This is a genomic window from Pseudomonas sp. BP11-1-1 (genome assembly GCF_052112105.1).
In the GTDB taxonomy this organism is placed as follows: domain Bacteria; phylum Pseudomonadota; class Gammaproteobacteria; order Pseudomonadales; family Pseudomonadaceae; genus Aquipseudomonas; species Aquipseudomonas alvandae.
Genome location: NZ_JAUTYU010000006.1, coordinates 150715 through 168752, shown reverse-complemented (window position 1 = coordinate 168752; position 18038 = coordinate 150715). Strand labels below are relative to the sequence as shown.

The window sequence follows — 18038 nt, the reverse complement described above, 5'->3', positions numbered from 1 at the left end:
TATGCCGGGGGAGATGGTTAACCGCTTGACGGCGATCAAGTTTGCCGGCCGCAAGCCTTGCCAGGTTGTCGCAGGGCCTCGTAGTTTGAGTGGCAATCCGCTGTCTGATCAGGCCATCCCATGAACGCAATCCCTACCGCGCACCACCCCGACGAACCCTTCTATCAAGCCCAGGACAACGAACAGGCGTTGTTCGAACAGGCCTGGCGCCACGGCATGCCGGTGCTGATCAAGGGGCCGACGGGCTGCGGCAAGACCCGTTTTGTCCAGCACATGGCCCATCGCCTGAAATTGCCGCTGTACACCGTCGCCTGCCACGACGACCTCAGCGCCGCCGACCTGGTCGGCCGTCACCTGATCGGCGCCCAGGGCACCTGGTGGCAGGACGGACCGTTGACCCGGGCGGTGCGCGAGGGCGGCATCTGTTACCTGGACGAAGTGGTCGAGGCGCGCCAGGACACGGCGGTGGTGCTGCACCCGCTGGCGGACGATCGTCGGCAGCTGTACCTGGAGCGCACCGGCGAGGTCTTGCAGGCGCCGCCGTCGTTCATGCTGGTGGTGTCGTATAACCCCGGCTACCAGAACCTGCTCAAGGGCATGAAGCCGAGCACGCGCCAGCGTTTCGTGGCCATGCGCTTCGGCTACCCGACGGTGCCCGACGAAGAGCGCATTGTTGCCCGCGAGGCTGGAGTCGACATGGCCTTGGCTGCCCAGGTGGTGCGCTTGGGGCAGGCGCTGCGCCGGCTCGATCAGCACGACCTGGAGGAGGTCGCGTCCACCCGTCTGCTGATCTTCGCGGCCCGCATGATCGGCGCCGGGATGGACCCGCGCCAAGCTTGCCTGGCGTGCCTGGCCGAACCGTTGAGCGACGATCCACAAACCGTGGCCGCGCTGATGGATGTGGTCGATGTCCATTTCGGCTGAGAGCGTTGGAATGTCCCGGCGGTTGCCCGGCGACCTGGCGATGTGGTTCTTCATCCTCGCCGAGCTGACGGTGTTCGCGCTGCTGATCCTCGCGTTCACCGTCGCCCAGGCGCTGCGCCCGCAGATGTTCAGCGAAGGCCGCCAGTTGCTGGACCGCTCCACGGGCCTGGCGATGACCCTCAGCCTACTGACCGCCGGGCTGTTCGCCGCCCTGGCCCTGGAGCAAGCCCGGCAAGACCGACCGCGTCGAGCCGCGCTGTTGTTGGGCGGCGCGTTGCTGCTCGCCTGTGGCTACGTAGGGATCAAGCTCGGCGAGTATGCCCACCTGCTGGCGAATGGCCTCGGCATGGAGCACAACACCTTCTTCACCTTGTACTGGATCCTCACCGCGTTCCATTTCCTCCATGTGCTGCTGGGCATGGTCATCCTCGCATGGCTGGCCGAGGGCTGCCGCCGGCGGCGCTACGGTGCGCAGCAACACAGCGGGCTGGAATCCGGCGTGCTGTATTGGCACATGGTGGATCTGGTCTGGGTGCTGCTGTTCCCGGTGGTCTACATCCTCGATTGAATGGAGATGCCCATGTCGACGTCCCGTGTCCTGATCATCTGCTGGGCGATGCTGGCCGTGCTCAGCACCGCCACCGTCGCCTTGGCCCAGGTCGCTGCCAACGGACGGGTGGCAATCGCCATCCTGGCAGTCGCCGTGACCAAGGCCTGGCTCATCGCCGACGGCTTCATGGAACTGCGCCATGCCCCGCGGTTGTGGCGGCGGTTGGTGTTGAGCTGGGCGGTGGTGCTGGCGGTGGGGGTTTCGTTTGGGGTCTGAATCCCTGCGTAAACCCCCGTGGCGAGGGAGCGGGTCCCTCGCTACGAATGTGACACTGGACGAATGTGGGGACGTGGCCAATTAGGGGAGTGGTTGGTCTGGAATACGGACGTAGGGACCGACCTCTTATTTGTTCTCCGCAGCCAGGCGAATGGCTTGGAGCTTGCGCAGGTCCGGATTATGTGAACCATCGGCCACCACGGTGCCGTCGGGGTAGGTAAATTTAATGAAGCTTCCAACTTTATGTATTTTCGTTCCTTCGGAGGTGACCAGGTAATTGGAATGCAGTATGGGTTCGAAAAATACTTGCCGGGCCTGTAGGGCTTGATACTTGAGGTAGAGACTAGCTTCGCCTGCCAAACCGATGCGCTTTACATATCCGTCTAGGAAGTTTTCCTTTAACCATGGGTAGTAATCCTTCTTGATCATTAAGTCACCATCGATCTTGAAGTCTGCTCCTCCCCGTGGAGAGTTGTTGTGATCGAAGATGACCACAATGCCGCCGCCGCCACCAACAACCACGCTCTCGCCAAAACGAGTCGGGTCGGCATAAACGACACCGAAGGTGACATTGGCCAGGTGCCATTGGCATGCACCGCCCCCATCTTTGGGTAGCTCCACTTGATAAATATCACTCTGCCCCTGGCGTTCGAATTCTTTATAAACGGAGTTATGGCCATCCCGTTCGGTACGTTGGCCGCTAGCGCCATAGCTGATGCGCTTACAAGTGGCCGAGCGATACATCACCCACATGGTTTCGGTTTTCAGCTCCTTAGGCAGTTTTACCGTTACCGTCACTTTTTCGCTGTCCGCCGGTGGCGCCAGGCTGTAGTCCTTGGCGCAGCCATTGAGGCTCGCGAACGAAGTGATAAATATAACCGGGAGAATGGATTTCATTTTTTGTTCTCCGCGGCCAGGCGAATGGCTTGGAGTTTTGTGAAATCAGGCTTGGCCCTTCCATCAGCCACTGTACTGCCATCAGGATAAGTAAAGGTGGTGTGATTACCTTTCCTCTTAATGTTGGGTCCGGCTGAATAGACTACATAGCTGGAGTGCAGGATGGGCTCAAAGTGCACTGCCTGTGCTTGTACCGCTCGATAGCTTAGATAGATATTTCCTTCGCCAGCTAAGCTGACAGTTTTCTTATATGGTCCTAAAAATTCTTCATCAATCCATGGGTAGTAGTCTTTTTTAATAATCAAATCTCCTTCGACGTTGAAGTCAGCCCCACCGCGTGGCGAGTTGTTGCGGTCAAAAATCACTACAACACCCCCTCCGGCACGATAAGTTACGTTTTCGCCAAATGGAGTCGGCGTGGCATAAGCGACGCCGAAGGTCACATTGCTCAAGCGCCATTGGCACGCGCCGCCACCGTCCATAGGCAGCTCGGCTCGATAGAGGTCACCCTGTCCTTGGCGAACAGGCCATATATCAGTTCGCTGATAATCGTCACGTTGATAAGGCTTACCCATTGCCGTGTGGTCGGTGAATGTACAGATGGTGGAACGGTAAATGACCTGCATGGGTCTCGCTGTCAGATCCTTAGGCACTTTCACTGTCACCGTCACTTTTTCGCTGTCCGCCGGTGGCGCCAGGCTGTAGTCCTTGGCGCAGCCGCTGAGACTTACGACCGTTGTCATTATGGCGAGGGGTATTTTCTTGATCATGATCCACTCCTTGGTCGTGTCGACGGACTCAGCTCCAGGTTTTCGTAAAGTAGGTATTCGGGTTGGCCACGGCATCGAAGCGCTGTAACGCCTCGATACCGCCCTCGACCTCCTGTGTGGAGCCCAACGCCTGGGGCAGCAAACCCTGCAAACCCAGGAAGACCCGATTACGGTCCCGCTCGTGTTCGTGGATGTGGCTGTAATGCTCGTGCATCTGCTGCTCAAAGCGTTGTCGCTCAAGCTGCTCCCTCATCAAGGGCTCCCGCTCGGGGTTGATCGACTCCAGCAGATGGTTATGCAGGTAGGGTTGATACTCAGACATGAAATGGTTGCCGAGGCCACTCAGTCGGCCCTTCTTGGGGTTGCCCTGGGGTGGGAAATATCGGGCCCGATCACCCGGTCGCAGCGTGCCGATCAGGCCTTCTTGCGCTTGCTTGGCCTGTTGGTCGTCCTCAGGACTCAGGCTGGGTACGAGGTAGAACTTGGCCTTTTCATGCAGGGGACGAGCGATGGTGGTGTAGTAAGGCGCGCCGAGCCCGTCCTTGTTGCGATAGGCCGGGTATTGCGAGCCACGTTCCTGCAGGTGTTGTTCGGCCCTGAAGAACATGGCGATTTCGCCGTGGTGACAAAAAGGATCGCCATGCTTGAACACCGCGCTGGCCGTTAGCTGAAGCAACGACCAGGTAAATCCCAGGGTGGTGCCCAACGGGCCGTACAAGTCGTACAGGTAATTATCCAGCGCCGCTTCGGGTGGTGCGCTGGGGATGGTGTCGGTGTCGTTGACGTGCCGGAAGTGCTGCAACTCGTCTAGGTCCTGTACGGCCTTGAGGGTGAAGGTGCGCGGCATGCCGTAGGTGTATAGCAATGGGTTGCGCGCTTTCAGCGAGGCGGCATGAATCAGACCGAGGGCGCCGCCAAGGCTGTGCCCACAGATGAACAACTGTTTACCACCTATAGCTTCAGGAATCTCTTCGCCCAAATCCTTCGCATAAACTCTTCTTGCGACCTCATAGGCATCGCGAAAGCCCAGATGCACGCTCCCTTCCGAAGTCAAATCCGCACAGGGCACCTTGGGTTCGCAGTTGGCCGCAACTTCTGGCTGGACCGGTCGAAAGGTCACGTCTGTCGCCAGGTCGGTAAAGGGGTAGGCCATCTCTGTGCCGCGCCAAGCCACCAGCACCTGGGTTGCACTGATGGCATAGAAAAGCTGCGTGTCTCCTTCCGGTGGTTCTGCTTTGCTGGTGTCCAACGGTTCGGCCGTTGTATAGCGGTCATCAAAAGGCACATCACTGACCAGACAAGGCCAATTCTGACCCCCGTCCCATATCCTCGGCGTACGTGAAAGATCCACGCATTGCTGGTCGAAAAATTCCTTGACGGAACCCCGGTCCTGCTCCGGCCATGTGCTGTACGACAAGATGCTCATCAGCCCCAGGTTGTAGGCGTTGGCAAGGCTGTAATGGGGCTGGTGATGCAGCACCAGCGACCAGGCCCGGAGCGGACAAACCTCCAGCACATGGCGGCGGTCCAGTTGTTCATCGTCGACCGTAAAACCACTGAACGTCCGGTCCGGAAAATGAAAGGCTGGCGGTTGACTGGCGTCGGTCAATGGCGGGGACAGATTGGGCAACTGATCGCACAACTGGCCGATACGCAGGTAGTGGTAGTCATGCCCGGCTTCAATGGCCTGTCGTTCGATTGGAGAAAAACCCGAACGCTGCGGACTGTACAGCGGGGTACGGTCGCCAATTATAGGCCTGTGTGGCTCAGGCCGTTCGGCGCGCAAACGACGGGTTTGCAATTGCCCGGCCAGCGAATTGGCCTCCAGCAACAAGGTGATGGCCAATGGGTGCAAACCCTCGATACGGATCACCCCGTCGGCATCGCTGACGCCGGCGTATTCGGGAACATAGGCCGTGCGCGTGGCCTCGTTCTGCGCACGGAAGGGCATATTCGCCAAGGGTTCACCTTGTTCGTCCAGCAGTTGGAATTCGATCCAGTGCTGTTTCTGTTTGCCGACGATGATGACTTTGAATGGATTAAGCGTATCCGTACGGTGCCGAGTGTCGTTCATTGATCGTTCCTTGATGGTTTTCCTTCACTGCGAATGGGCGCCTTGCCCAACGGATGCAGTCATTTCCGAAGCGAGCCTGCCCCATCCCAACGCCTTACTCCACCAACGCCGTCCCGCTTTTACAACTTTGGGAAATTTCCGAAGGATCCATCACTCCACGCTGTAGGCCACAAACCCTCCAAGCCCATTCCCGCCAACAACAACCCACCAAAACCATCGGAGATTCTTGATCGCCATCAAGCGGTTCCGGACCCCTCGCTTTCTAGAATGGGCACGCCAAGCAATGAGGAAGTGACCATGTCAGATACCTTCACCAAAGGCATGGCCAGGAATATTTACTTCGGGGGAAGCATTTTCTTCTTCCTGATATTCCTGGCCCTGACCTACCACACGGAACAGACCTTTCCGGAGCGCAGCAACCAGGCGCAGTTGACGGAGTCGGTGATACGCGGCAAGGGCGTCTGGGAGCGCAACAACTGCATCGGCTGCCACACACTGCTGGGCGAGGGCGCGTATTTCGCGCCGGAGCTGGGCAACGTGGTGAACCGGCGCGGGGGCGAGGAGGCGTTCAAGCCGTTTCTCCAGGCGTGGATGAAGATGCAACCGCTGAACGTCCCCGGTCGCCGGGCCATGCCGCAGTTCAACCTGAGCGAGCAGGAGGTCGACGACATCGCCGAGTTCCTCAAGTGGAGCTCGAAAATCAACACCAATGGCTGGCCGCCAAACAAGGAGGGCTGAGAGATGAGCATGGCTAATCCGCATCTGAAATTCGCCTCGCAGGCCGTCGCCAAACCTTATTTCGTGTTTGCCCTGATGCTGTTCCTCGGGCAGGTGCTGTTCGGTTTGATCATGGGTTTGCAATACGTGGTCGGCGACTTCCTGTTCCCGCTGATTCCTTTCAACGTGGCCCGCATGGTCCACACCAACCTGCTGATCGTCTGGCTGCTGTTCGGCTTCATGGGCGCGGCCTATTACCTGATACCGGAGGAGGCCGATCGCGAGCTGCACAGCCCGAAACTGGCGCTGTTGCTGTTCTGGGTGTTCGCCGCTGCCGGCGTGGCGACGATCCTGGGCTACCTCTCGGTGCCTTATGCGACGCTGGCGAAGTTCACCGGCAACGACCTGCTGCCGACCATGGGCCGCGAGTTCCTGGAACAGCCGACGATCACCAAGATGGGCATCGTGGTGGTGTGCCTGGGCTTTCTCTACAACATCGGCATGACCATGCTCAAGGGTCGCAAGACCACCGTCAGCATGGTGATGATGACCGGGCTGATCGGCCTGGCGGTGTTCTTCCTGTTCTCCTTCTACAACCCGGAAAACCTCGCCCGCGACAAGTATTACTGGTGGTGGGTGGTGCATCTTTGGGTGGAAGGCGTGTGGGAATTGATCATGGGCTCGATGCTCGCCTTCGTCCTGATCAAGATCACCGGCGTGGACCGGGAAGTGGTGGAGAAGTGGCTGTACGTGATCATCGCCATGGCGCTGATCACCGGGATCATCGGCACCGGTCACCACTTCTTCTGGATCGGCGCGCCCGAGGTCTGGTTGTGGGTCGGCTCGATCTTCTCGGCGATGGAACCGCTGCCGTTCCTGGCGATGGTGGTGTTCGCCTTCAGCATGGTGAAAAACCGTCGCCGGCATCACCCGAACCGCGCCGCTACGTTGTGGGCCAAGGGCACCACGGTCACCGCGTTCTTCGGCGCTGGCGTCTGGGGTTTCCTCCACACCTTGGCGCCAGTCAACTACTACACCCACGGTTCGCAACTGACCGCGGCCCACGGTCACCTGGCCTTCTACGGCGCCTATGCAATGATCGTGATGACGCTGATCAGCTACGCCATGCCACGCTTGCGCGGCTTGGGTGAAGCGGCGGACGAGCGCTCGCAACGGCTGGAGATCTGGGGCTTCTGGCTGATGACCTTGTCGATGGTGATGATCACCTTGTTCCTCACCGCGGCGGGTGTCGTGCAGGTGTGGCTGCAACGCTGGATGACGGATGGCAGTGCCTTGCCGTTCATGGCGACGATGGATCATTTGAAGCCGCTGTTCTGGGCACGACTGGTCAGCGGCCTTGGGTTCCTGGCCGGGTTGCTGTGCTACCTGCTGAGCTTCCGCCAGCGTGGTCGCGCGGCGCTGCGGGCGCCGGCGGCGGTGGTGGCTTCATGAATCACCACAACGACTAAGCCGGACCCATTTGTGGCGAGGGGATTTATCCCCGCTGGGGCGCGAAGCGGCCCCCTACATTCTGTCTGAAACACCGCAGTAGCAGACATTTCTGGGGCTGCTTCGCCGCCCAGCGGGGATAAATCCCCTCGCCACAATGGGTTCCGCTTAAGAGGAAATAACCATGGCATTCACCCTCGAGCTGGAAGAGTGGGTCGGCAGTGTCTGGCACCGTTTCATCACCCGCCGGGCCAGTGCCGATTTTCCCGAGGCGCGGGTCGAGCTGATTCCACGGCAACGCTCGCTGCAGGTGCTGTTTCGCGCCACGGGCGGTGCCCGGCATCAGGGCGTCGAAGCGGTCAGCGACCGGGATTCACTGCTGCGACGCAACCTGTTGCAGCAGATCGCCGGCACCTGCAAGCAAGTGCCGCTGGCCTGGTGCGATGGCGACAACCTGCGGCTGCCGGCGAGCCTGGCGGCGTTTCCCGATGTCGGGCTCAACGAAGAACTGTATCGCTGGCTGGCGTTGCTGGCCGCGCAGTCTGGACCGATGCGGCATTGGGGGCGGGACAACCAGCGCTGGACCCTGGCGGTGTTGAAACGCTACCCAGCGCTGCGACCTCGTTACCGGCGATTGGTGGAGGCGCACCTGTCCTTGCGCCCTGATCCGGATTCATTGAATCCCGCCGAAGCCGCCCTGGAGCGCGCGTTGTGCCAAGCCTTACGCGAGCCGGGCAGTGTCGAGCATTTCCCCCGCAGCGAACGGGCGGCCTGGCCGTTGCCGTTGTGGCTGTATCCACCGCAACATCTGGCCAATCCCCAGGCCGCTGATCTCGAAGAGTCCGAGCAATACCTGGCAACGCCGCCCGGCGAACAGCAGGGCGGTCGCAAGCGCGCCGAACGCATCGACGACACCACCCGCGACGGTGGCCTGCTGATCGTGCGCCTGGAAAACCTGTTCAGCTGGACCGAGCACGTGGACCTGGATCGCTGGTCGGACGACAGCGAAGACCCGGACGCTGCCCGCGTCGCAGAGGACCTCGATCAACTGACCCTTTCCCGCACGCGCCTGCGCAAGGGCGGTGGCTTGAAGTTGCACCTGGACTTGCCACCGGCGGATGTCGATGACGTGCCGCTCGGCGAAGGCATCCTCTTGCCGGAATGGGACTATCGCAAGCAGCGCCTGCAGGACGATTTCGTCAGCGTGCAAACCTTCGTCCCGCGTGACTGTGAACCCCAGCCATTGCCCTTGCGCCTGCGAGGGCCGGCCCAGCGCCTGCGTCGCCAGTTCGAACACTTGCGCAATGATCGCCAATGGCTGCGTCAGCAGACCCAGGGCTGCGAACTGGATTTGCAGGCCTGGCTGGATTTCCACGTCGAACGCCAGCACGGTCATTCCAGCGAACGCGGGCTGTTCATGGATCAGCGCCAGACTCGCCGCGACCTGGCCTGCCTGCTGTTGGCTGATCTTTCGATGTCCACCGACGCCCACCTCAATGACGAGCACCGGGTCATCGATGTGATCCGCGACAGCCTGTTGCTGTTCGGCGAAACCCTGTCGGTGCTGGGGGATGATTTTGCCCTGTACGGGTTCTCCTCCTTGCGCCGGCAGAACGTGCGAATGCATGAACTCAAGGCCTTCAACCAGCGCTACGACGACCAGACCCGCGGGCGGATCCAGGGCCTCAAGCCGGGTTACTACACGCGCATGGGCGCGGCGATCCGCCAGGCGACCCAGCGCATGGCGGGGTGCAAGCGGCGGCGCAAATTGTTGATGTTGATCAGTGACGGCAAGCCCAATGACCTGGACCTCTACGAAGGCCGCTACGGTGTCGAGGACACCCGCCAAGCGGTGCTGGAAGCGCGACGCCAGGGGCTGACGCCGTTCTGCATCACCATCGACCGGGAAGCGGGGGATTATCTGCCGTACATGTTTGGCGCCAACGGCTACACGCTGATTCGCCAGCCCGAGCAACTGCCGTTGCGGTTACCGCAGTTGTATCGGCAGTTGACACAGGATTGAGGATTCAGGCGATGCTGCGTGGCAACCAGAAGAACATGACGATGCAGAAGATCGTCAAGCCAACGCAGAACCAGGTGAAGCGCCGCAGCCGGCGCTCACCGGCCAGCGCCGCTTCGGCCGGCAGGGGCATGCCGCATTGGCGGCACTCGGTTTGGCTGATGGCATTGGCGTGTTGGCAGTACAGGCAAGTGGGCTGCGCGATCATTCGAACTGCTCCAGGCGCGGGCGGTCGAGAATGGCGATCTGGCGACCGTCCTGGGTGATGATCTTTTCATCGATCAGGCGGCGGATGATCCGCGAGAACGTTTCCGGTTGGATCGACAGGTGCCCGGCGATCAACTGCTTGGCCATGGGCAATTCGAACTGGCTGTCGACGGTTTGCAGGCGCACCAGTTGCGTCAGCAGGTAGCGCACCACGCGGTGGGTGGCGTTCTTCAGCGACAGGGTTTCGATCTCGTTGACCCGCTGGTGCAAACGTACGCAGAGCTTGCCGAGCAGGGCGAAGGTCAGCCGGCTATTGCTTTGCAGCAGGCGCATGTACGTGGCGTTGGACAGCCGATACAGCTGCGTCGGGCCCACGGCTTCGGCGGAGGCGACGTAGTTGGGCGTGTCCATCAGCATCATGGCTTCGGCGAAGGTCTGGCGCTCGCCAATCACCTCGAAGACTTTTTCCTGGCCGTCCGGGGTCAACCGGAAGATTTTCACCGCCCCGGAGATCACGAAGTAGAACGCTTGCGCCGGTTCACCCTGGCGAAACAGCGGATCGCCCTTGTCGATGTTGAGCAGTTGGCTGTGGCTCATCAATTCGTCGAGCTGTTCCTCGTTCAGCGGCTCGAACAGGTGATGGCTGCGCAGAATCTGGTGATGGACGCGGTGGAGCACCATGGCGTGGATCCTTGTGATAGCAAAGAAGTGATCGGGGTCAGACCAGGCTCAGGGACAGGCCGCTGGCAAGCGCCACGACGCAGGAGAGCACGACGAACCAGGTGAGCGGCAGGACGACGGATTTCATGGATAACCCCGGAAGTAGAAGCTGATGCCGTGCTTGAGCAAGAGCTGGGCCATTCCTGGGGGCTTTGATTCATGGGACGTTGGGGCTGGGCAGGGTAGAAATGACCCCAGGCTTGAAGGGTAGAAATCACCATGACGGGGTTGAAATGACCACTCCCTGTGGGAGCGAGCTTGCTCGCGATAGCGTACTAACATCCAACATCGGTGCCGACTGATCCATCGTCATCGCGAGCAAGCTCGCTCCCACAGGTTTCCCGATCAAGTTGCGAATGGGTTCGGCAAGCCCTTTGCAAGCTTCTGGCCGAGGCATGCGGTTGCCGATGCGCCGGCTTGATCTGAGACAAGGCTCGTGCGCGTCGATAACCGATCATTCGAACCTGGTTTTATCGCACCTCGCGGGCGTTCCGGCGGGGGCTGAGGAGTGGTGTATGCAAGTGCTTGATCGTCGCAAGGCCATGGCGATTCCACCGCTGTGGCGCCTGGCGTTCCGGCCGTTCTTCCTGGGCGGCTGCGTGCTCGCGCTGCTGGTGGTGCCGCTGTGGCTGGCGGTGTTCAGCGGGCGGCTGTCGGCCTGGCAGCCGGCCGGTGGTTGGTTGGCATGGCACCGTCATGAATTGCTGTTCGGTTTCGGCCTGGCGATCATCGCCGGGTTCCTGCTGACAGCGGTGCAAACCTGGACGGGTACGCCGGGGCTCAGCGGCAAGCGGTTGGCAGCGCTGGCGTTGGTGTGGCTGGGGGCGCGACTGGCCTGGTTGGTTGATGCACCGCTGCCCTTGCTGGCGGTCCTGGAGCTGGCTTTCGCCTTGGGTGTCGCCGCGTTGATGGGTCTGACGTTGTGGCGTGTGCGGCAGAAACGCAATTACCCGATCGTGCTGGTCTTGCTGCTGCTGGCTGCCGCTGACGGCTTGTCGGTGTACGGCCTGATCCAGCACAACGAAAGTTTGCAGCGCCAGAGCGTGCTCACCGGCTTGTGGCTGGTGGCGGCGATGATGGGGCTGATTGGCGGACGTGTGATTCCGTTCTTCACCCAGCGTGGCCTCGGTCGTGTGGAAGGTGTGGCGCCCTGGCCGTGGCTCGATCGCTTGTTGCTGGCGGGTTCCGCACTGGTGGCGCTGCTGTATGCCTTCGGTCCGGCGCTGGCGGCCAACGTCTGGGTCGGCCTGTTGTTCGCCGCGTTGGCGGTGGGCCACGGGATTCGGTTGGTGCGTTGGCATGACCGGGACCAGTGGCGGGTGCCGCTGCTGTGGTCGCTGCACCTGGCCTACGCTTGGCTGGCGGTGGCGTGCCTGGGCATGGCGCTGTGGCACGTCGGCGTGCCGGTGAACCCGAGCCTGGCGGTGCACAGCCTGACCATCGGCGCCATGGCCGGGTTGATCCTGGCGATGATCGCCCGTGTCAGCCTGGGCCATACCGGGCGCCCCCTCGAACCACCGGCGGGCATGACCCTTGCGTTCATCCTGTTGAACCTGGCGTGCCTGAGCCGCGTGCTGCTGGTGCTGCTGTTGCCGTTCGCCGCGCTATGGCTGGCGGGAGTGTGCTGGACCTTGGCGTTTGGCCTGTACGCCTGGCGCTATGGGCCGATGCTGCTCAAGAGCCGGGTGGATGGGCATCCGGGATGAGCCGACTGCGGGGAGGGAATCGATAAATGTATGGGGTCTTGCTGATCATCCACCTGTTGGCGGCCATCGCCTTCATCGGCACGCTGTTCTTCGAGGTGTTCATCTGGCATGCCGCCCGTCGGCCTTTGTCGCAGGCGGTCAGGGAGGGCGTAGATCAGGCGATTGCCCAACGCTCAAGGCACGTACTTCACGGCGTGGTGCTGGTGCTCTATGGCGCCGGCATCGCCCTGGCCTGGCAGCATCGCGGCGCATTGAGCCAGCCGTTGAGCAACAGCTTCGGGCTGTTGCTGAGCTTGAAGATCCTGTTGGCCCTGAGCATCGTCGGGCATTACGTCTGGCTGGCGTACTGGCTCAAGAGCGGCCGGCTGACACCGAGCCGGGCGTGTTGGCTGCGGCGCAGTATCCTGGGGCATATGGTGTTGATCGTGGTGTTGGCGAAGGCGATGTTCTATTGGCAGTTTTAAAGCTGAAGAAAACACCGCCGAACCCTGTGGGAGCGAGCTTGCTCGCGATAGCGGTGGATCAGTCACTTCAAGGCTGGCTGACCTGACGCTATCGCGAGCAAGCTCGCTCCCACAGGGGTAATGCAGGGGCTGAAAAATCAGTGGGCAGGCTTCATCGCATTGACGAACAACACGTTGTTTTCCAGGTGGATGTGCTGCATCAGGTCATCGCGAAACTCCACCAGTCCGCGGTACAGGGCGCGCCAGGTGTTGCAGGCGTCGGCGGGCGGGGTGATCTGGTCGGTCAGGGCGAGCAGGGTTTCCAGTGCTTCACCATGTTGGTCGTGTTCATAGCGCAGCACCTGGATCGGCGCCGAGGCGCGTTCGCCCAGGCCGCGTTGCAGCATCGGGAATAGCACTTGTTCTTCCTTGAGCATGTGGCCTTCGAGTTCCTGATACATGTCCTGCAGATGATCGGCCAGGCCGTTGGGGCAACTGGCGCGTGCGCCATGAACGGTTTCGACGCGCCGTGCCAGGCGAATGAGTTCCGGCAGTTGTTCGCGATGGCGGGCGTGGTAGCGTTCGAGGATGTGGCTGATCAACAGCGCCTGGGGTTCATCGCGCCAGTCATGGCCGCGTTCGCCAGCGGCTTGCAAAGTGCGCAGGGCATCGGCGATCAGCAGCGGGTTCAGGCCCTTGCTCAGCGCCGCTTCGCGCAAGGATTTTTGCCCGCCACAGCAGAAATCGAGGCTGTAATGATGGAAGGTACGGGTAGCACCGGGAATGTCGCAGGCCAGTTGGCCGAGGCTTTGTTCCAGCAGGTCGAGGCTCATCATGTTTCCTTGGGTTGAATCCCGGGAGGGACAGATGACCGCTCACGTTGCAGCCGACGTGCCAGATTCAACCCGTTGAAAATAAAGTAATAAGTTTTTGGCAGGGTGATTGTCACCCTGACAGTGAAGGGTCAAACGAACCCTGGAGGGTCATCACTACCATGCTGCGTGAAAGCCTGGCCGCCGACCTGATCGTCGAGCTGCCCAATGCGGTGCGATTGCAGCGCCTGGTGCAGACCCTGCGCGAATACTTCAACAGCGGCGCCGTCGGTTTGCTGCGCCTGGACGAGGACAGCCTCCGGCCGGTGGCGACCGTTGGCCTGGTCCACGAAGCACTGGGCCGGCGATTCGTGATCGCCCAGCACCCGCGCCTGGCAGCAATCATGGCATCGCGCGAGCCGACCTGGTTCGAGCCGGACAGTCGTTTGCCGGACCCGTATGACGGCTTGCTCGTTCATCATGTCGGCGAGCCGCTGCCGGTGCACGACTGCATGGGCGTGAGCCTGTACGTGGAAGGTCAGCTCTGGGGCGCGATCACCCTGGATGCGTTGCACGCCGGGACGTTCGACAGTCGCGCCCGGGAAGAGCTCAAGCGCTGCACCTTGCAGATCGAGGCGGCGGTGCGCGTCACCCGGTTGGAGCAGGAGAACCGTAGCCTGCGGGCGTCGCGCAGTGACCCGGCGGACCTGCGCCTGCCGACTGAAGAGGGCGAAATCCTTGGCCGCAGCGAAGGACTGCAGCAATTGCTCAACGAACTGGACGTACTCGCCGACTCGGAACTGCCGGTGTTGCTGCTGGGCGAAACCGGCGTGGGCAAGGAATTGTTCGCCCGGCGGCTGCACCGCCTCTCGCGGCGCGGGCATAAGCCGTTGGTGCAGGTCAACTGCGCGGCACTGCCTGAATCCCTGGCCGAAAGCGAGTTGTTTGGCCACGTCAAAGGCGCGTTTTCCGGCGCCACCACCGACCGCGCCGGGCGCTTCGACGCGGCCAATGGCGGCACGTTGTTTCTCGATGAGGTCGGCGAGTTGCCGTTGAGCGTGCAGGCCAAGTTGCTGCGCACTTTGCAGAACGGCGAGATACAGCGCCTGGGAGCGGACAAGCCGCTGCACGTTGACGTGCGGATCATCGCCGCGACCAACCGGCACTTGCCCGACAGCATTCGCGACGGGCTGTTTCGCGCCGACCTGTATCACCGGTTGTCGGTCTACCCGGTGCCGATCCCGCCGCTGCGCGAACGCGGCCACGATGTGCTGATGCTGGCCGGGCACTTTCTCGAATTGAATCGCACGCGACTGGGCTTGCGCGGGCTGCGCCTGTCGCCGGCGGCCGAACAGGCGTTGCTGGCGTACAGTTGGCCGGGGAACGTGCGGGAGCTGGAGCACGTCATCAGTCGCGCGGCGCTGAAAGCGTTGAGCCGTGGCGCCAATCGCGGGGTGATCATGACCCTCGAACCGCAAGTGCTGGATCTGGACGTCAGCGCCAGCGCTGCCGCCATCGATACGCCAGAGAAAAGGGTGGACGCACCGTTACGGCCCCTGAGCGTCACGGTGGACGAATGCCAGCGCCAGGCGATCTTCAGGGCCTTGGAGCGTTGTGGGCAGAATTGGGCGGGGGCGGCGCGGTTGTTGGAGATTGATCCGAGCAATTTGCATAAGTTGGCGCGGCGGTTGGGGCTTAAGTAGGGACGGAACACCGAGGCGGCTGCATCGCGAGCAAGCTCGCTCCCACAGGGGGCTTGTGTCCACCGCAGTTCAACTGTGGGAGCGAGCTTGCTCGCGATGGCGCCCTGAAACCCACCACAGGCCCAGGCATTGACAACGATCAAGGCCACCCATCCCAGCCGACTCCACACTGGCCCAAACCCAAGTGGAGATCACCGTCATGCCCCTTTCCCTGGCCAACATGCGCCGCCAATACACCCGCGATGGGCTGGACGAAGCCCAGTCGCCCGACGATCCCTTGGCGCTGTTTGATGTCTGGATGCAACAGGCTCGCGAGACCGAAAGTCCACCCGTGGAAGCCAATGCAATGGCCCTCGCGACAGTGGACGAGCAGGGTCGGCCACACTGCCGGGTGTTGCTGCTCAAGGGTTTCAGCGCAGACGGCTTTTCGTTCTTCGGCAACTATGAGAGTGGCAAGGGGCGCGACCTGACGACCAATCCCTGGGCGGCCATGACGTTCTTCTGGCCGGCCCTGGAGCGACAGGTGCGCATCGAAGGTCCGGTTCACAAACTCGATCCGGCACTGTCGGATGCCTACTTCCATTCCCGTTCCGTCGCCAGCCGTCTCGGCGCCTGGGCTTCGCCGCAAAGCCGTCCGCTGACGAACCGGGCGGCGCTGGAGGCCTTGCTGACGGACACCGAACAACGTTTCGCCGATCAACCGGTGCCACGTCCCGAGCATTGGGGCGGTTATTGCCTGCGGCCCGAGCGGGTCGAGTTCTGGCAGGGGCGCGCCGATCGTCTGCATGACCGTCTGGATTTCCGGCTGCACGACGGTGTTTGGCAGCGCAGCCGCCTGGCGCCTTGAATGAATGCCTTGTAGGAGCTCCTACGCAGCTCGGCCAAGGGAGGTACCTCCATGGAGGAATAGGCCCGGCATTGATTGCAGTTCAGGCTGGGCCATCTTTTCCGACAGGACGGCTGGCCATGGCCCATCTGACCCAACGCGTTTTCCAACCGCTGAACATTGCGGTACTGACCATCAGCGATACCCGCACCTTCGAAACCGATTCATCAGGCCAGACCCTGGCCGACCTGCTGCAAAGCGCCGGTCATAACCTGATCGACCGGGCGCTGGTGAAGGACGACATCTACCAGATCCGCGCACAAGTCTCGCAGTGGATTGCCGACCCCAAAGTACAGGTGGTGCTGATGACCGGCGGCACCGGTTTCACCGCGCGTGACAACACGCCCCAAGCGGTGGCGCCGCTGCTCGACAAGCAGGTCGATGGCTTCGGCGAATTGTTCCGCCAGGTGTCGCTGGCGGAGATCGGCATGTCCACCCTGCAATCACGGGCGTTGGCCGGCATGAGCAACGGCGTGCTGGTGGTGTGCTTGCCGGGTTCGCCAGGCGCTTGCCGGACCGGCTGGGAGAAAATTCTCGTCGGGCAACTGGACGGGCGCACCGGGCCGTGCAATTTCACCCCGCACCTCAAGCCCCAGGAAGGCATCGCACCAACAGCCTGCGAGACACGCCCATGAGCGGCAAGGTGTGTGACAGCGGGGTATTGACGCCTGTGGATGAGGCGATCCGGCATCTGCTGGACCAGGCGCCGCCGCCTCCGCCGGTGCAACGAGTTGCCCTGGATCAGGCCCTGGCGCGGGTGCTGGCCGTTGATGTCCTGTGCCCGATGAACCTGCCGGCCTGGGACAACAGCGCCATGGACGGCTACGCCTTGCGCGCCGAGGACCTGCCCATTGCGGGCGGTTACCTGGCGCTGGCCGGGCGGATCGCCGCGGGTGACGGGCCGGGCGAGCCGCTGTCGGCGGGCCGGGTCGTGCGCATTTTTACCGGTGCGCCGTTGCCGCCGGGCGCCGACACGGTCGTGCCGCAGGAAAGCTGCCGGGTCGAGGGCGAGCGGGTCTGGCTGCCATCGGTCAATCGCGGCGACCACGTTCGCAAGGAAGGCGAAGAGCTGCGGCGGGGCGATCGATTGCTCGGTGCCGGCACGCGGCTGCGGGCCCAGGAACTGGGATTGCTCGCCGGTGCCGGGATCGATCGGGTGGAGGTCTTTCGTCCGTTGCAGGTGGGTTTGCTCAGCAGCGGCGATGAGCTGCGCGAGCCGGGCGAGCCGTTGGCGCCGGGGCAGATCTACAACAGCAATCGCCACAGCCTCGCCGCGTTGTTGCGTGGCTGGGGCCTGGAAGTCCATGACTTCGGCGTCATGCCCGACCAGCTATTGGCCAGTCGCCAAGCGTTGCGCCTGGCCGCGGCCGAATGCGATGTGCTGATCACCTCGGGCGGTGTCTCGGTGGGTGAGGAGGATCACCTCAAGCACGCCATCGAAGCCTTGGGCAGCATCGATCTCTGGCGCCTGGCGATCCAGCCCGGCAAGCCCCTGGCGTTCGGTGACGTGGAGGGCAAGCCGTGGATTGGCCTGCCGGGCAATCCTTCGGCGGCGCTGATTACCGCGTTGATCGTCGTGCGGCCATTCCTGTTCCGGGCCCAGGGCATGCGGGATGTATTGCCTACGCCGTTGTTGGTGCCGGCGGGGTTCGACTGGTTGAAGCGCAATCGCCGTCGGCAATACCTGCGGGCTCGATTGGTCGCGGGCGTTGACGGGCATCTGTGCGTTGAACTGCACCCACAGCAAAGCTCGGCGATGCTGACGGCGGCCTGTTGGGCCGATGGCCTGGCGGTGGTGGAGCGTGATGCTCAAGTGCACAAGCACGATCCAGTGATGTACCTGCCATTCGCGAGCCTGATGCATTGATGGCAATTGACTGCCGT

At 62.0% G+C, this 18038-nt stretch carries 18 protein-coding genes; 12 read left to right on the top strand and 6 right to left on the bottom strand.

The genetic code is table 11. The features are described 5' to 3' along the window. Positions 1 to 120 precede the first annotated feature (120 nt). Genes Q7C33_RS15040 through Q7C33_RS15030 form a run of 3 tightly spaced genes read left to right on the top strand, consistent with a single transcriptional unit; the run spans position 121 to position 1750 of the window. On the top strand, positions 121 to 924 hold the full coding sequence (locus Q7C33_RS15040) for a CbbQ/NirQ/NorQ/GpvN family protein (protein WP_407683667.1): 804 nt from the start codon (positions 121 to 123) through the stop codon (positions 922 to 924). Further along, a complete protein-coding gene (locus Q7C33_RS15035) occupies positions 908 to 1492 on the top strand; it encodes a cytochrome c oxidase subunit 3 family protein (protein WP_407683666.1) in 585 nt (194 codons plus the stop codon). The genes Q7C33_RS15040 and Q7C33_RS15035 overlap by 17 nt, the downstream gene beginning before the upstream one ends. A 12-nt stretch (positions 1493 to 1504) precedes the next feature. After that, on the top strand, positions 1505 to 1750 hold the full coding sequence (locus Q7C33_RS15030) for a cytochrome C oxidase subunit IV family protein (RefSeq protein ID WP_407683665.1): 246 nt from the start codon (positions 1505 to 1507) through the stop codon (positions 1748 to 1750). Positions 1751 to 1876: 126 nt separating this feature from the next. Here Q7C33_RS15030 and Q7C33_RS15025 read toward each other — a convergent pair whose 3' ends face one another. The 3 genes from Q7C33_RS15025 to Q7C33_RS15015 are packed head-to-tail and all read right to left on the bottom strand — an operon-like array spanning position 1877 to position 5491. After that, entirely contained in the window at positions 1877 to 2647 is a 771-nt protein-coding gene (locus Q7C33_RS15025) for a hypothetical protein (protein ID WP_407683664.1), read from the bottom strand. Next, positions 2644 to 3417, bottom strand: a complete 774-nt coding sequence (locus Q7C33_RS15020) for a hypothetical protein (protein WP_407683663.1) — start codon at positions 3415 to 3417, stop codon at positions 2644 to 2646. Before Q7C33_RS15020 ends, Q7C33_RS15025 begins: the two co-directional genes overlap by 4 nt. A gap of 28 nt (positions 3418 to 3445) precedes the next feature. After that, positions 3446 to 5491 (bottom strand): lipase family protein, encoded by a 2046-nt coding sequence (locus tag Q7C33_RS15015; protein WP_407683662.1) that lies wholly within the window; start codon positions 5489 to 5491, stop codon positions 3446 to 3448. Positions 5492 to 5788: 297 nt separating this feature from the next. Between Q7C33_RS15015 and Q7C33_RS15010 the strand changes: the two genes are divergently transcribed. The 3 genes from Q7C33_RS15010 (at position 5789) to Q7C33_RS15000 (ending at position 9680) form a co-directional block, all read left to right on the top strand. Then, positions 5789 to 6229, top strand: coding sequence for a c-type cytochrome (locus Q7C33_RS15010; RefSeq protein WP_030137671.1), 441 nt, complete (start codon positions 5789 to 5791; stop codon positions 6227 to 6229). A gap of 3 nt (positions 6230 to 6232) precedes the next feature. After that, the gene (locus Q7C33_RS15005) at positions 6233 to 7660 is read left to right on the top strand and encodes a cbb3-type cytochrome c oxidase subunit I (protein ID WP_198798249.1); all 1428 of its coding nucleotides are present in this window, start codon (positions 6233 to 6235) and stop codon (positions 7658 to 7660) included. Positions 7661 to 7841: 181 nt separating this feature from the next. Next, the gene (locus Q7C33_RS15000; protein ID WP_407683661.1) at positions 7842 to 9680 is read left to right on the top strand and encodes a nitric oxide reductase activation protein NorD; all 1839 of its coding nucleotides are present in this window, start codon (positions 7842 to 7844) and stop codon (positions 9678 to 9680) included. Positions 9681 to 9684: 4 nt separating this feature from the next. Here the strand turns inward: Q7C33_RS15000 and Q7C33_RS14995 are convergent, their stop codons facing one another. After that, positions 9685 to 9885 carry a protein DnrP gene (locus tag Q7C33_RS14995; protein WP_198798247.1) on the bottom strand — a complete coding sequence of 67 codons (201 nt, stop codon included), beginning with the start codon at positions 9883 to 9885 and terminating at the stop codon, positions 9685 to 9687. Continuing rightward, positions 9882 to 10565 (bottom strand): Crp/Fnr family transcriptional regulator, encoded by a 684-nt coding sequence (locus Q7C33_RS14990; RefSeq protein WP_030137667.1) that lies wholly within the window; start codon positions 10563 to 10565, stop codon positions 9882 to 9884. Before Q7C33_RS14990 ends, Q7C33_RS14995 begins: the two co-directional genes overlap by 4 nt. Positions 10566 to 11119: 554 nt before the next feature. Here Q7C33_RS14990 and Q7C33_RS14985 point away from each other — a divergent pair. Further along, complete coding sequence (locus Q7C33_RS14985) at positions 11120 to 12310, top strand: NnrS family protein (RefSeq protein WP_198798246.1); 1191 nt, start codon at positions 11120 to 11122, stop codon at positions 12308 to 12310. A 26-nt stretch (positions 12311 to 12336) separates the two neighbouring features. After that, positions 12337 to 12774 carry a hypothetical protein gene (locus Q7C33_RS14980; RefSeq protein ID WP_407683660.1) on the top strand — a complete coding sequence of 146 codons (438 nt, stop codon included), beginning with the start codon at positions 12337 to 12339 and terminating at the stop codon, positions 12772 to 12774. 137 nt (positions 12775 to 12911) lie between these two features. Here the strand turns inward: Q7C33_RS14980 and ytfE are convergent, their stop codons facing one another. After that, entirely contained in the window at positions 12912 to 13586 is a 675-nt protein-coding gene (gene ytfE, locus Q7C33_RS14975) for an iron-sulfur cluster repair protein YtfE (protein WP_030137664.1), read from the bottom strand. Between the two features lie 161 nt (positions 13587 to 13747). Between ytfE and norR the strand changes: the two genes are divergently transcribed. From norR to Q7C33_RS14955, 4 genes are all read left to right on the top strand, one after another. Continuing rightward, positions 13748 to 15268: a nitric oxide reductase transcriptional regulator NorR gene (gene norR, locus Q7C33_RS14970; protein WP_030137663.1), complete on the top strand. Its 1521-nt coding sequence runs from the start codon at positions 13748 to 13750 to the stop codon at positions 15266 to 15268. 199 nt (positions 15269 to 15467) lie between these two features. Next, positions 15468 to 16115, top strand: coding sequence for a pyridoxamine 5'-phosphate oxidase (gene pdxH, locus Q7C33_RS14965; RefSeq protein ID WP_030137662.1), 648 nt, complete (start codon positions 15468 to 15470; stop codon positions 16113 to 16115). Between the two features lie 119 nt (positions 16116 to 16234). Then, positions 16235 to 16789, top strand: coding sequence for a molybdenum cofactor biosynthesis protein B (gene moaB / locus Q7C33_RS14960; RefSeq protein ID WP_030137661.1), 555 nt, complete (start codon positions 16235 to 16237; stop codon positions 16787 to 16789). Next, positions 16786 to 18021 (top strand): molybdopterin molybdotransferase MoeA, encoded by a 1236-nt coding sequence (locus tag Q7C33_RS14955; protein ID WP_407683659.1) that lies wholly within the window; start codon positions 16786 to 16788, stop codon positions 18019 to 18021. The genes moaB and Q7C33_RS14955 overlap by 4 nt, the downstream gene beginning before the upstream one ends. Positions 18022 to 18038: the final 17 nt, after the last annotated feature.